Origin of the sequence: Kribbella polygonati, assembly GCF_050320105.1 — a bacterium.
Classification (GTDB): Bacteria; Actinomycetota; Actinomycetes; order Propionibacteriales; family Kribbellaceae; genus Kribbella.
The window spans coordinates 5,139,403-5,151,810 of record NZ_CP190129.1 but is presented as its reverse complement, the minus strand read 5'-3'; the positions used below and the strand labels follow the sequence as shown (position 1 = coordinate 5,151,810).

Here is a 12,408-nt window from a genome sequence, read left to right as displayed (position 1 = left end):
ACCTGAGCGGGGGTGCGACTGGAGTCGTACGATCGGTTGATGGACGTACTGCGGGTTGAGGAGTTGGCGGCTGTTCATCTTGGGCTGGCTCGGAAGAGTGACAACGGGCGGAGTTCTACGACGTTGTACGGGCGTGGCGGGGCGCGGTTGCGGCAGACGTTGATTGCGTTGGACACGGGGCAGACGCTCGGGGAGCACCAGAGTCCGGGTGATGCTTCGCTGATGTGCCTGCAGGGTGAGGTCGTACTGCGGTCCGGTGACACCGAGGTCGAGCTGCAGGCGGGCGAGCTGGTGGCCGTCCCGCCGCAGCGGCACGACGTCCACGCGCGGGCCGCGTCCGTACTGGTGCTGTCGGTCGCACTGCACTGACGCCGGCGACAGAGTTTGTCGTCAGCAGGCACAAAGCACCTCCCGCGACGCCGGATTCCGCCGATGATGGCAGGTATGGCTACCTACTACACGGCCCGCGCCGACGCCGACGCTCCGCAGCAGTCCGACGACGAGCAGCTGACCAGCGCGATCACGCTCAGTGGCGGCGACTTCCGCGTCCTGATCGAGCTCGTCTGGGGGAAGTCGGTCGACGACCTGCCGGACGACGAGCAGCGCTGGCTGGAGACATCCGTCGAAGGGCTCTCCCGGCTGGGCGATCGGCTGGCCGGCGAACTCGCCGACCGGGACCAGGACGAACTCCAGGACCTGGCCACGCCGTGGGCGGAACTCGTCCCGGAGCTCAAGGCGGCGGACCTGGTCGACTTCCTGATCGACCTGCAGCACCTCAGCCGGCACGCGAAGGCCGACGGGCTGCACGTCTACTCGCTGCAGCTCCGCTGACAGTCAGTACACGGCTTCGATCTCGTGCTCGGTGGCGTCGTACGTGAACTTGTCGCCGCCGTGCAGGCCCTTGATCGCGCCGTACAGCGGGGCGTCGGTGGTCATGCCCTCGTACGTCGCCCCGTCGCACTCGAACGGTGAGCTGATCACGCCCACGACGTACGAGCTGCCGTCGAGTACGACGATCGCGCCCGGCCGGACCTCGGCGGCCGGGGCGAAGTCCAGCCGCCTGGCCTCGTCGACCGTACTGTGCTCGCGTTCGCCGATGTGCTCGAACAACCCGCCGAGGTCGCCGGCCTCGTCGGACTGGGACTGGTCGTCGACCGAGAAAACGGTGTCCGGATCGAGCCGGGCCGCCGCGTCCTCGCGGCCGACCGCGGCGTCGGTCGCCCGCAGATGTGCCTCGAGGTGTGCCAGCAGAGCATCCTTGACCCGTAGCTTGTCCATCACGGAACCTCTCGTCGATCGTCGCCGGACCCGTACCAGTGTCGCGCACGACGGCGTGCGGTGGGCGACAGAATTCATTGGCGGTGGCAACATGTCTTCCGACGTGACACGTGGTGCGCTGCTCCATCCAGTCCTCCGACTGACGATCGCCGCGGTCGTCGGCGGTGCGGTCCTGCTCGTTGTCGGCGTTCTCGGAAATGTCCCGTTGGGCATCCTGTCCGGGATCACCGTCGCGACCGCGACCTTCGTCGGCACCGGGGTGGCGGTGCTCTGGCCGATGTCGGCGGACCGGACCCGGGAGTACGCGCGCCGCGAGGACTTCCGGCCGTTCGCCGAGGAGCTGATCGTGGTGATCACCGCGCTCGCCAGCCTGAGCGGCATCGGCGTACTGCTGGTGCTCGGCAACTCCGGCACCCGGCACACCGCCGCCGCGGTCGGGCTCGTCGGGGTGTTCATGACCTGGGCGACGGTGCATCTGATGTACGCCGCCCGCTACGCGCACCTGTACTTCCGGGAGCCCGAGGGCGGGATCGACTTCAACAACGAGGCCGAGGTCCCGTCGTACCGGGACTTCTTCTACTTCAGCTACAACCTCGGCATGACCTTCCAGGTGTCCGACACCAGCGTGTCCACCAGCGCGATCCGGGCCGTCGTACTGCGGCACTGCCTGCTCGCCTACGTCTTCTCGACGGTCATCCTGGCGGCGACGATCAACCTGGTCGCGGGCATCGCCTCGAGCTGAGGTTCCGGAACCAGTTCCGGAACCGGCAGGGGGTGTTGCGCGCCGGTTTCCGAACCTACAGTCGGCCTGCCTGAAAGGGCTTTCCGGTCGACGTGGGAGGTTTCGTGAGGCGAACTCTGGGGCTGACGGTGGCAATCGGCGTGGTGGCGGCGGGGCTCGCCGCGGGCGGTGGGCAGGCGATGGCGGAGCACGGGGCGGTGGTCCAGGGCACGTACTCGGCCGGCGCCGCGCACGCCTGGCAGCCGTTGCCGTCGACGTACGTCGGGAACGACGGGCCGGCCGACAGCACGATCGTGGTGGACCCGAGCAGCAGCAGGCAGAAGTACACCGGGATCGGGTTCTCGCTCGACGAGACCAGCGTGTCGAACCTGTGGAAGCTGACCGCCGAGCAGCGGGAGCGGGCGGTGCGGCTGCTGGTGGACCCGAAGACCGGCGCCGGATTCGACCGGTTCCGGCTGACGATCGGCAGCCCCGACCTCATCGAGCACCTGCCGTTCTGGTCGTACGACGAGCCGCCGGCCGGGGTCGCCGAGGACCGGGGCCTGAAGTACTTCTCGATCAAGCGGGACGTCGACCTGCACATCGTCGACACCGTGAAGCTGATCCAGAAGTACAACCCGCGGGCCACGTTCTTCGCGTCGGCGTGGAGTGCGCCCGCCTGGATGAAGACCAACAACCGGTTCACCGGCGAGGTCGCGCTGCAGCCCGGGAGTACGACGTCGTACTACCAGGTCGGCAAGCTTCGCGACGACTGCATCGACGTGTTCGCGAAGTACTACGTGAAGTACCTGCAGGCCTATGCGAAGTACGGGATCACGGTCGACGCACTGACGCTGCTCAACGAGCCGGGGATCGACGTGGTCTACCCGGCGATGGACATCAGCGTCGCGCAGCAGCAGAAGCTCGCGGTCGCGGTCAAGCGCGAGGTACGGCGCGCCGGGCTGCGCACCCAGCTGTACGTGCACGACTTCAACTTCTGGGACTGGCGGGACCCGAACAGTACGGCGACCAAGAACTACTACCGGATCTTCGACGACCCGAAGACGCGCGCCGCCGCGGACGCGATCGCGTTCCACCCGTACTGGGGTGATCCGACGGTGATGCGGGACGCGTACGAGCAGTACGGGAAGCCCGTGCACATGACGGAAACCAGTGACCTGAATCCGGGGACCGTTCTGGACTACTTCCGCCTCGACGCGTCGTCGTACGTGCTGTGGGCGCAGACCACCGACCAGGACGGCGGCACGCTGCACTGGACGCCGGCCCGCGACAACAACGTCGACTGGAACGAGGTCGGCCGGACGACGAAGTGGCCGAACCGGCTGGTCACCGTGAACACGAGTACGAAGACGTTCTCGGTCCGGGACGAGCTGTACGCACTGGGGCAGTTCGCGAAGTACCTCGGGCCGGAGCATACCCGGGTCGAGTCGAGCGGTACGGCGAACGGGATCAGCAACGTCGTGTACAAGGACCCCGGCGACAACTTCGTCGCGGTCGTTGGGAACGCCAACGCAACGCCGAGGGCGGTACGGATCACGCTGGCGGGCAGGTCGTTCACGGTGACGGTCCCGGCCGGCGCGTATGCGACGTACCGCTGGCACGGCCAGGTTCCGCACCGGAGCCGTGCGCCGCGGTTCGAGGACGTGCAGCCGGTGACCGCGGACCAGTACCGGACCACGCAGCTCCAGTTGCGGGCGACCGATCCCGACCACGACCGGCTGGCGTACTACGCGACCGACCTGCCGGCAGGTGTCACACTCGACGCGGACACCGGGCTGGTGACGATGCATCCCACGGTTTCCGGCGAGCAGGACCTGAAGTTCCGGGTGACGGACGGCGCGGCGCACGACGACGTCACGGTGCACGTGACGGTGCGGCCGCATGGCGCGCCGGCGGGCGAGAAGATCGAGGCGGAGTCGTACGTCGCCCAGCACGGCTGGACCGAGGGTGGCGCGAACTTCATCGAGAACAACGCGGCCGCGAGCGGCGGGAAGAACGTCGGCTGGACGGCGGCGGGGAACTGGCTGCAGTACCGCGTCGACGTCGCGCAGGGGACGTACAACCTGGAGTTGCGGGTCGCGAACGGCACCGGCGCCCCGGCTCCGGATGCGATCTCGATCCGGGATGCCAGTGGGGCCGTGCTGAGCAAGGTCACTGTGCCGGACACGGGTGGTTGGGCGAACTACCAGTCGATCAGCACACAGGTTGCGCTGCCGGCCGGGGATCAGGCGATCACCGTCTACTGCGAGACCGGCGGCTTCAACCTCGACTACCTGCGACTGTCGGTGGTTGAATGAACAGCCGATACTGAATATCTAGTCGTCTGGAGTCCGCCGTGGGACGCGTTGCCTTCGTGCATACCGGAGCTGTTGTCATCCCGACGTTCGCCCGGCTCGCGGCGGAGCATCTGCCGGGAGTCGAGGTGCAGAACCTGCTGGACGACAAGATCGTCGCCGACCTCGGTGCGGGTGCGGACGTCGCGCGGCGGCTGGCGGATCTCGGCGACGCGGCGGTCGCGGCCGGGGCGGAGGCGTTGATGTTCACGTGTTCGTCGATCTCGCAGTACGCCGGGCCGCTGGCCGAGCGGCTCGGCGTACCGGTGTATCGCGTCGACGAGGCGATGGCGGACGCGGCGGTGGCGGGCGGTGGGCAGGTCACGGTGATTGCCACGTTGCCGACGACGGTTCGGCCGACGGCCGCGCTGCTGCGGGAGCGGGCCGAGCTCGCCGGGCGGGCGGTGGAGATCGACGAGGTCGTTGTCGAGGGGGCGTTCGAGGCGGCGGTGGCGGGGGACCGGGCGCGGCACGACGCGCTGGTCGCGGCGGCGATCGAGGCGGCGTCCGGGGACGTGATCGTGCTGGCGCAGGCGTCGATGGCGTCGGCGGCGGAGGGGGCTTCGCGGGTGGTGCTGACCAGTCCGGAGCGCGGCGTTCGCCGGTTGGCGGAGAAGCTCAGTTGACCTTGCGGCGGGCGGCCAGGCGGTCGAGGGTGGCGTAGCCGGCGACTGAGAAGACGATCCCCGCGCCGAGGAAGAGGAATACCGCGACCGTGATGTTGGCCGGCCGGGCGACCAGTCCGGCGACGGCGAGGACGATGCCGATCGCGGTGGTGGTGAGGATCATCCGGCGGCTGGCCGGCTCGTTGATCATGGCGGCGATGATATCCGGCCGGCCGGTCACCTCTTGACGGTCGACCGTTCCGTGCGGCAGGGTTTACAGCGCTGCATTACAGCGCTGTAAATTGGAGGTTACGTGCGGCCGGACATCGTCATCGTGATGACTGATCAGCAGCGGGTGGGGCTGACGCGGCGGAGTGGGTACGGCGTGGACACGATGCCGTTCGTGGACGCGCTGGCGGCCGGTGGGACGGACTTCCGGAACGCGTACACGGCGGCGCCGGCGTGTGTTCCGGCGCGCACCAGCCTGCTCACCGGGCGGTTCCCGAGCGCGCACCGGGTCCGCCAGAACAGCAACGCGCAGTACGCCTACTACGAGCAGGACCTGCTCGACGTACTGCGGGCTGCCGACTACCAGCTGCACTTCGCCGGCAAGCCCCACATGCACCGCGGACCGTCCGACTTCGACACGTACGCCGGGCCGTACTTCCACACGCGGGGACCCGAACGGACCGCCGACGAGGAGGCGTTCGACGAATGGCTCGAGCGGCTCGACCACGGCGTCGCCGACGAGCCCACGCCGTACGACGTCACCACCCAGCTCCCGTACCGGATCACCAGCGACGCGCTGCGGGCGATCGACGACGCGGACCCGGACCGCCCCGGCCTGTTCTGGGTCTCGTACCCCGAGCCGCACAACCCGTACCAGGTCCCGCGGCCGTACTTCGACCTCGTCGCACCCGAGGAGGTCCCGGACCGCCTGACGGGGCCGGAGGCAACAAACGTCAAGCAAGGTACCTACGCCTGGCTGCGCAAACTCCAGGAGGAGAAGCGTCCCGGGTACGACGACAACTGGCGCCGTTACACCGCGAACTACCTCGGCATGCTCCGGCTGCTCGACGACCAGATCAGCCGCCTGCACGACGGCCTGGCGAACCGCGGCAGACCGCGCCTGACGATCGTGCTCGCCGACCACGGTGACTACGTCGGCGAATACGGCCTGCAGCGCAAGGGCGCCGGGCTGTCCGAGTTCCTGATGCGGATCCCGCTGATCGTCGCCGGCGACGGCATCGAGCCACAGCAACGCGACGAACCGGTCTCGATCGTCGACGTCCTGCCCACCATCTGCGAGGCCGTCGGCCAACCCATCCCCGACGGCGTCCAGGGCCGCAGCCTGCTGCCACTGGCGCACGGCGGGAAAGCCCCGGACAACGAATTCGGAACCATCATCGCCGAGCAGGGCTACGGCGGCCGCGCGTACGACGTGACCGCCCGCCCCCCGCTGCACTTCAGCTACGAAGGCCCGACCTTCGACGAGCTCAACACCGTCACGCAGTCGGGCGCCGCCCGGATGCTGCGCAGCGGTCAGTGGAAGCTCGTCGTCCACGCGGACCTGCCGGGCGAGCTCTACGACCTGGACACCGACCCGGCTGAGCTCGTGAACCTCTTCGACGACGAACAGCACCTGGCCGTCCGGGCCCGCCTGCTGCACCAGCTCACCCGCTGGCAGGCGCGGCTGACCGACGACCTCCCGAACGGCAACTACATCCCGCTCCGCCTGCCCCACAACTGGCGGTGGGCTCCCCAAGGAGAAGCACCATGAGCACATTCAGCCGCCGTACCCTGTTCGGGCTCGGCGCCGCGACAGCTGCCGCGATCACGATCCCCGGCTGCTCCGGGAAGTCCGGACCGATGCGGATTTCCTGGTACGGCCCGGATCCGGTGACGAAGGCGCTCAACAAGGCGCTGGATGCCTGGAAGGCGAGCGGTGGCGCGGAGTACACCGCGGAGAGCGCGCCGTTCGACGACTACTGGGACAAGCTCGCCACGCAGACCTCTGGCGGCAACGCTCCCGACGTACTGCGGATGTCGATGAGCTACTTCAGCGACTACGCGGGGCGGAGCGCGCTGAAGGACCTGAGCTCGGCAGGCATCGACACGTCCGGCCTGGACAAGGACGTCGCGGACAGCGGGCTGACCGACGGGAAGAACTACGGCATCGGGCAGAGCTCGATCAGCTACGCGATGTACCTCGACGAGGCCGCCGTGCAGAAGGCCGGCGGGACCGTCCCGGCGCAGGGCTGGACGTGGGACAAGTTCGCCGAGTTCGCCCGCGACTACAGCGGATCGGTGCAAGGCTCGTACGGATCCACCGACCAGGCCGGGAACTTCCAGCTGTTCGAGGTGTACGCGCGCCAGCACGGCACCGAGCTGTTCTCCGACGACGGCGGAAAACTTGCCACCAGCAAGGACACCGTGCAGGAGTGGTTCCAGTACTGGGCGGACCTGCGCAAGGCGAAGGCGGCGCCCGCGCAGAACATCAGCGCCGAGACGACCGCGATCGAGAAGTCGCTGGTTGCCAAGGGCAAAGCTCCGCTGCAGTTCGGCTGGGTCCAGCAGGTCACGTTCTACCAGCCGGTGGTGAAGAATCCGCTGTCCGTGCTGCCGGTGCCGCAGGGTACGGCGGGTGACCTGAAGGGCCAGTTCGTCAAGGGCCTCGACCTGTGGTCGATCTCGTCGGCGAGCAAGCACCCCGAGGACGCGGCCAAGCTGATCGGGTTCCTGCTGAACGACGAGAAGGCGATCAAGGCGATCGGCATCCTGCTCGGCGTACCACCGTCGAAGAAGGCGCGCGACCTGGTCGCCGCCGACGCCGGATCGGCCGGCGCGCGGGCGATCAAGTACGTCGAGGACATCGCGGACAAGGTCGGGCCGTCGCCGAAGCCGTGGCCGAAGGGGTACGGCGAGCTGCTCACCGGGTTCGGCCGGATCGCCGAGAACATCGGCTTCGGCAAGAGCGATCCGGCGAAGGGTGCGCAGGAGTTCGTCGACCTGGCCGGGAAGACCTTGGGCCAGTGATCGCTCGACTCCGGCAGAGCGTTCCGGCGTACCTGTTCCTGCTGCCTTGGCTGATCGGGCTCGTTGGTCTGACCATCGGCCCGATGCTGCTGTCGCTCTACTACTCGTTCACCGACTATGCGCTGCTCAACACCCCCGAGTGGCAGGGCCTGCACAACTACACAGCGCTCTTCCACGACTCGCGGTACCTGCAGTCGCTGAAGGTCACGTTCATCTACGTCGGCGTCTCGGTCCCGCTCGAGATGACCTTCGCGCTCGCGGTCGCCGTACTGCTGAACCGTGGGCTCAAGGGCCTCGCCGTCTACCGGGCGCTGTACTACGTGCCGAGCCTGCTCGGTGGCAGTGTCGCGATCGCCCTGCTCTGGCAGCAGATCTTCGGCAGCGACGGCCTGCTGAACGACATCCTCGGCGTGTTCGGGATCCACGGCCGCGGCTGGATCTCCGAGCCCGGTACGGCGTTGTGGACGCTGATCGTGCTCCGGGTCTGGCAGTTCGGCGCGCCGATGGTGATCTTCCTGGCCGGGCTGCGGCAGATCCCGGACGAGGTGCTGGAGGCCGCCGAGGTCGACGGTGCGGGCCGTTGGCAACGGTTCTGGCGGGTCACGCTGCCGCTGCTGTCGCCGGTGGTGTTCTTCAACCTGGTACTGCAGATCATCGGCGCGTTCCAGGCGTTCACGCCGGCGTTCGTGATCAGCGGCGGCAAGGGCGGACCGTCGGACTCGACGCTGTTCTACACGCTGTACCTGTACCAGCAGGCGTTCGGCAACTTCAAGATGGGGTACGCCGCCGCGATGGCCTGGGTGCTGCTGCTGATCATCGCGGTCTTCACCGGGCTGAACTTCGTCCTCGGCCGCACCTGGGTGTTCTACGGAGACGAAGGGGTACGCCGATGAGACGCGTACTGGCGCACACCGGGCTGACCGCCGGCGCGCTGATCATGCTCTACCCGCTGCTCTGGATGGTCAGCGCCTCGCTGCGCAAGAACACCGAGATCTTCGACCATCCGGGGCTGATCCCGGAGCACCCGACGCTCGGCAACTACGCGCTCGGCTGGTCCTCGACCGGGACGAGCTTCGGCGTGTACATCGTGAACTCGCTGATCATCTGCGCGGCGGTGGTGATCGGCAACCTGATCACCTGCTCGCTGACCGCGTACGCGTTCGCGCGGCTGACGTTCGTCGGCCGGAAGGCGTTGTTCGCGTTGTTGCTCGCGACGCTGATGCTGCCCGCGCACGTGACGCTGATCGCGCAGTACTCGATCTTTCGGAAGCTGGACTGGATCGACTCGTTCTGGCCGATGATCGTGCCGAGCTTCCTGGCCACCGACGCGTTCTTCGTGTTCCTGATGGTGCAGTTCATCCGGTCGATCCCGGTCGAGCTGGACGACGCGGCCCGGATCGACGGCTGCGGCTACTGGGGGATCTACCGGCGGATCATCCTGCCGCTGCTGTCGCCGGCGCTGGTGACGACCGCGATCTTCTCGTTCATCTGGACCTGGAACAACTTCTTCAGCCAGCTGATCTACCTGTCCACCAGGACCAAGCTGACGGTCCCGGTCGCGCTGCGCGGGTTCCTGGACGCGACCGGCAGTTCGGAGTGGGGCGCGCTGTTCGCGATGAGCGTCGTGACGCTGGTGCCGGTGGTCGTGGTGTTCGTGGTCTTCCAGCGCCGGATCCTGGCCGGAATGGCTCATACCGGGCTCAAATGAGATCCTGCCAGCTATGAGGCCGCGCTTGACCGATGTCGCCGAGGCGGCCGGGGTGTCGATGAAGACGGTGTCGAACGTCGTCAACGGTGCCGAGCACGTCCGCGAGGAGACCCGGCAGAAGGTGCTCGCCGCGATCGACAAGCTCGGCTACCGGCCGAACATCGCGGCCCGGAACCTCGCCCAGGGCCGCAGCGGCGTGATCGCGCTCGCCGTACCGCAGCTCGACCGGCCGTACTTCGCGTCGCTGGCGGCGCGGATGCTCGACGAGGCCGAGGCGTTCGGGTGGATCGTGCAGTTCCACCAGACCGGCGGGCGCCGGGAGGCGGAGCTGGCGCTGCTGAACGACCGGCATCCGGCCCGGCTGGACGGGATCGTGATGAGCCCGCTCGGCCTGACCCCCGAGGACGTGCAAGGCCGCGCCCCGGGACTCCCGCTCGTACTGCTGGGGGAGAAGGCCGGCACCGAGCATCACGCCGACCACGTCGGGATCGACAACCGGGAGGCCGGCCGGGTGGCGACCGAGCACCTGCTGTCGCTGGGTCGCCGCCAGGTGATGGCGCTGGCGCCCGGCCCGCGGATGGACGACGAACGGATCAACGGGTACCGCGACGCGCTCGCCGCGGCCGGGCTGCCGGTCGACGAGGACATCGTGCTGCCGACCGGCGGGCTGCGCGGTCAGGACGCCGAACGCACCCTCGGCGAGTGGCTCGCCTCCGGGCATCCGGCGCCGGACGCGGTGTTCACCGCGACCGACTGGCTCGCGATGGGCGCGATCCGGGCCCTTGTCCTGCGGGGGCTCCGGATCCCGCAGGACGTCGCCGTGGTCGGGTTCGACGACATCCCGTACGACCTCGCCACCCTCCCGACCCTGACCACGGTCGCCCCCGACCGGGTCGCGATCGCGCGCCTGGCCCTGCAGGCGTTACGCGATCAGCGACCCGGCGGCGCCCCCGTCCGCCTGCAGGCGCCGTTCACCCTCGTGGTCCGCGAGAGCACGGCCGGAATCAGCTAGCCGGCCAGGGTGAGCGAGACGGTCGCCTTGTTGATCGTTGCTCCGAGCATCTTGCTGTCCTTCGGCGCGCCCGCCACCGAGAACTCGACGTCGGCGGCGTTCCGGCCGGACCAGCCGACGTACCGGGTCGCGACCCAGCGGGTGGTGTTGCCGCTGCGGTACGTGTAGACGACGGTGCTCGCGCGCAGCGGGCCCTGGCCGGTGGTCGACCTCATCGTCACGGTCGACGTACCGACGATGTGCAGGCCGCGGGTGTTCTTCAGCGACTTGATCTTCTGGTTCAGCGCGGTGACGGTGCCGAGATTCCCGTTGTACGCCGTGTTGATCCGGACCATCCGGTTGTGCGCGCGGTCGTCGAACCGCGCGTGCCAGATGGACAGCTGGACGAGCCGCCAGTTCGCCGGCAGCACGGCGCTCGCGTGGTAGCCCTCGCTGGAGTGGTTGAAGTACCGGAGCTTGTAGGCGACGGCCGAGCTGTTGCTCGCCGCAACGGCCGGCGTCGCCGCGTGGCTCGGCAGCGCCCCGCCGAGCAGGAGTGCACCCGCGCCCGCCAGTGCCGCCACCCCGGTCACGATCCGCTTCATCATGTGTTCCCCCAAGATTCTGCGCGGCCCCTTGTTGAGCGGCGCACCCACTGAGACACCCTGGAGCGCCGAAAGGTTGACTGCGATTTCGAGGGATTTTCCAGGTCGTTGACCACGGACAGTGCTGACTCCATACTGCTTTCACCGCCTGTCGGGCGGGCTGTGGGGGCAGCTGGGGATTCATGGGGACCAGGGGGTTGGGCTGTGCATGCTTGGAGAGCATTTCGTGCTGCGCTGACGACGGCTGTCGTCGGCGCGGGACTCGTCACATTGCCGGCGGTCGCGAGTGCGGTGCCGCCGACCAGCGCGATCGTTGTGGGTGCGACCTCGGTCGCCCGCGGGGGGACGTTCACGGTCACGCAGACCGTGTACAACGACCGGGACTTCACCATCACGGGCGGGAAGGCGGGCCTGTACGCGAAGGAGACGTCGCTGCCGGCCATGGTCGACCTGGTGTCGTGTCCGGGTGCCTACGCCTGCGACACGCTCGGGACCAGCGTCCGCGGCGGCGTCGGCGACGTACCGCCCGGAGAGTCCCGGACGGTGACCTTCACGTTCCGGGTGAAGGACGACGCGCCGCTCGGGACGATCACACTGCAGCACCAGTTCATCGGGGAGAACTACGCGTTCGACATCTTCGACGGGCCGGCGCTGACCGTCACGCAGGCGCCGACCGCGGCCGACCTCGCCGTCACCATCTCCGCGTCGGTGCGGAGTGTGCTGACCGCGCGGATCACGTACACGATCACGGTCAGGAACAACGGGCCGGCCGACGCGTCGGGGATCCGGGTCGTCGGTACGTACCCGGCCGGCCTGGTCTACGCGGGGTCGACCTGCACGCGGGTCGGTACGACGCGGTCGGTCAACTGCGACGTCGCCTCGCTGGCGGCCGGCGCGAGTACGACGCGCACGGTGGCGGCGGACACCACCCTGCTGACGGTCGGCTCGCTGACGGCGACCGCTGAGCGTACGGCGAGTTCGCCGGACGACCCGGTGGCGGCGAACGACAAGGCCACCCGGACGTGCACCGCGCTGACGGGGCTGATCGTGCGCTGCTGATCACGTACTGAAACACCGAAGACGGCCGGCGGCCGCGGGTTCTCGAGTCCC

At 68.6% G+C, this 12,408-nt stretch carries 14 protein-coding genes; 11 read left to right on the top strand and 3 right to left on the bottom strand.

What is annotated here, in order from left to right; translation table 11 throughout:
• Positions 1 to 39: 39 nt before the first annotated feature.
• Together ACQHIV_RS24385 and ACQHIV_RS24380 are read left to right on the top strand one after the other, a co-directional pair.
• Complete coding sequence (locus tag ACQHIV_RS24385) at positions 40 to 369, top strand: cupin domain-containing protein (protein WP_427885422.1); 330 nt, start codon at positions 40 to 42, stop codon at positions 367 to 369.
• Positions 370 to 444: 75 nt separating this feature from the next.
• Entirely contained in the window at positions 445 to 831 is a 387-nt protein-coding gene (locus tag ACQHIV_RS24380) for a hypothetical protein (protein WP_427885421.1), read from the top strand.
• A gap of 3 nt (positions 832 to 834) precedes the next feature.
• Here the strand turns inward: ACQHIV_RS24380 and ACQHIV_RS24375 are convergent, their stop codons facing one another.
• The gene (locus tag ACQHIV_RS24375; protein WP_427885419.1) at positions 835 to 1,278 is read right to left on the bottom strand and encodes a hypothetical protein; all 444 of its coding nucleotides are present in this window, start codon (positions 1,276 to 1,278) and stop codon (positions 835 to 837) included.
• Positions 1,279 to 1,369: 91 nt separating this feature from the next.
• Between ACQHIV_RS24375 and ACQHIV_RS24370 the strand changes: the two genes are divergently transcribed.
• The 3 genes from ACQHIV_RS24370 (at position 1,370) to ACQHIV_RS24360 (ending at position 4,979) form a co-directional block, all read left to right on the top strand.
• Positions 1,370 to 2,020 (top strand): DUF1345 domain-containing protein, encoded by a 651-nt coding sequence (locus tag ACQHIV_RS24370; protein ID WP_427885417.1) that lies wholly within the window; start codon positions 1,370 to 1,372, stop codon positions 2,018 to 2,020.
• A 104-nt stretch (positions 2,021 to 2,124) separates the two neighbouring features.
• Complete coding sequence (locus ACQHIV_RS24365; protein WP_427885415.1) at positions 2,125 to 4,317, top strand: carbohydrate-binding protein; 2,193 nt, start codon at positions 2,125 to 2,127, stop codon at positions 4,315 to 4,317.
• Positions 4,318 to 4,355: 38 nt separating this feature from the next.
• Positions 4,356 to 4,979, top strand: coding sequence for an aspartate/glutamate racemase family protein (locus ACQHIV_RS24360; RefSeq protein WP_427885413.1), 624 nt, complete (start codon positions 4,356 to 4,358; stop codon positions 4,977 to 4,979).
• Here the strand turns inward: ACQHIV_RS24360 and ACQHIV_RS24355 are convergent.
• Positions 4,972 to 5,169: a hypothetical protein gene (locus tag ACQHIV_RS24355; protein ID WP_427885411.1), complete on the bottom strand. Its 198-nt coding sequence runs from the start codon at positions 5,167 to 5,169 to the stop codon at positions 4,972 to 4,974. The two genes, ACQHIV_RS24360 and ACQHIV_RS24355, sit on opposite strands and share 8 nt — an antisense overlap.
• A gap of 102 nt (positions 5,170 to 5,271) precedes the next feature.
• Between ACQHIV_RS24355 and ACQHIV_RS24350 the strand changes: the two genes are divergently transcribed.
• The 5 genes from ACQHIV_RS24350 to ACQHIV_RS24330 are packed head-to-tail and all read left to right on the top strand — an operon-like array spanning position 5,272 to position 10,714.
• Entirely contained in the window at positions 5,272 to 6,738 is a 1,467-nt protein-coding gene (locus ACQHIV_RS24350; RefSeq protein ID WP_427885409.1) for a sulfatase-like hydrolase/transferase, read from the top strand.
• Positions 6,735 to 7,994, top strand: a complete 1,260-nt coding sequence (locus ACQHIV_RS24345) for an extracellular solute-binding protein (RefSeq protein ID WP_427885408.1) — start codon at positions 6,735 to 6,737, stop codon at positions 7,992 to 7,994. Before ACQHIV_RS24350 ends, ACQHIV_RS24345 begins: the two co-directional genes overlap by 4 nt.
• The gene (locus ACQHIV_RS24340) at positions 7,991 to 8,887 is read left to right on the top strand and encodes a carbohydrate ABC transporter permease (RefSeq protein ID WP_427885406.1); all 897 of its coding nucleotides are present in this window, start codon (positions 7,991 to 7,993) and stop codon (positions 8,885 to 8,887) included. Before ACQHIV_RS24345 ends, ACQHIV_RS24340 begins: the two co-directional genes overlap by 4 nt.
• The gene (locus ACQHIV_RS24335) at positions 8,884 to 9,702 is read left to right on the top strand and encodes a carbohydrate ABC transporter permease (protein WP_427885404.1); all 819 of its coding nucleotides are present in this window, start codon (positions 8,884 to 8,886) and stop codon (positions 9,700 to 9,702) included. The genes ACQHIV_RS24340 and ACQHIV_RS24335 overlap by 4 nt, the downstream gene beginning before the upstream one ends.
• A 13-nt stretch (positions 9,703 to 9,715) precedes the next feature.
• A complete protein-coding gene (locus ACQHIV_RS24330; RefSeq protein ID WP_427885402.1) occupies positions 9,716 to 10,714 on the top strand; it encodes a LacI family DNA-binding transcriptional regulator in 999 nt (332 codons plus the stop codon).
• Here the strand turns inward: ACQHIV_RS24330 and ACQHIV_RS24325 are convergent.
• On the bottom strand, positions 10,711 to 11,298 hold the full coding sequence (locus tag ACQHIV_RS24325) for a hypothetical protein (RefSeq protein WP_427885400.1): 588 nt from the start codon (positions 11,296 to 11,298) through the stop codon (positions 10,711 to 10,713). The two genes, ACQHIV_RS24330 and ACQHIV_RS24325, sit on opposite strands and share 4 nt — an antisense overlap.
• Before the next feature lie 204 nt (positions 11,299 to 11,502).
• On the opposite strand from ACQHIV_RS24325, the gene ACQHIV_RS24320 reads away from it, so the two are divergent.
• On the top strand, positions 11,503 to 12,357 hold the full coding sequence (locus tag ACQHIV_RS24320; RefSeq protein WP_427885398.1) for a hypothetical protein: 855 nt from the start codon (positions 11,503 to 11,505) through the stop codon (positions 12,355 to 12,357).
• Positions 12,358 to 12,408 lie beyond the last annotated feature (51 nt).

Bases quoted from the DNA above. Each gene is read 5' to 3' on its own strand.
- ACQHIV_RS24370 (WP_427885417.1), top strand. From the start codon at position 1,370: ATGTCTTCCGACGTGACACGTGGTGCGCTGCTCCATCCAGTCCTCCGA.
- ACQHIV_RS24355 (WP_427885411.1), bottom strand. From the start codon at position 5,169: ATGATCAACGAGCCGGCCAGCCGCCGGATGATCCTCACCACCACCGCG.
- ACQHIV_RS24345 (WP_427885408.1), top strand. From the start codon at position 6,735: ATGAGCACATTCAGCCGCCGTACCCTGTTCGGGCTCGGCGCCGCGACA.
- ACQHIV_RS24335 (WP_427885404.1), top strand. From the start codon at position 8,884: ATGAGACGCGTACTGGCGCACACCGGGCTGACCGCCGGCGCGCTGATC.
- ACQHIV_RS24330 (WP_427885402.1), top strand. From the start codon at position 9,716: ATGAGGCCGCGCTTGACCGATGTCGCCGAGGCGGCCGGGGTGTCGATG.
- ACQHIV_RS24375 (WP_427885419.1), bottom strand. From the start codon at position 1,278: ATGGACAAGCTACGGGTCAAGGATGCTCTGCTGGCACACCTCGAGGCA.
- ACQHIV_RS24380 (WP_427885421.1), top strand. From the start codon at position 445: ATGGCTACCTACTACACGGCCCGCGCCGACGCCGACGCTCCGCAGCAG.
- ACQHIV_RS24325 (WP_427885400.1), bottom strand. From the start codon at position 11,298: ATGAAGCGGATCGTGACCGGGGTGGCGGCACTGGCGGGCGCGGGTGCA.
- ACQHIV_RS24385 (WP_427885422.1), top strand. From the start codon at position 40: ATGGACGTACTGCGGGTTGAGGAGTTGGCGGCTGTTCATCTTGGGCTG.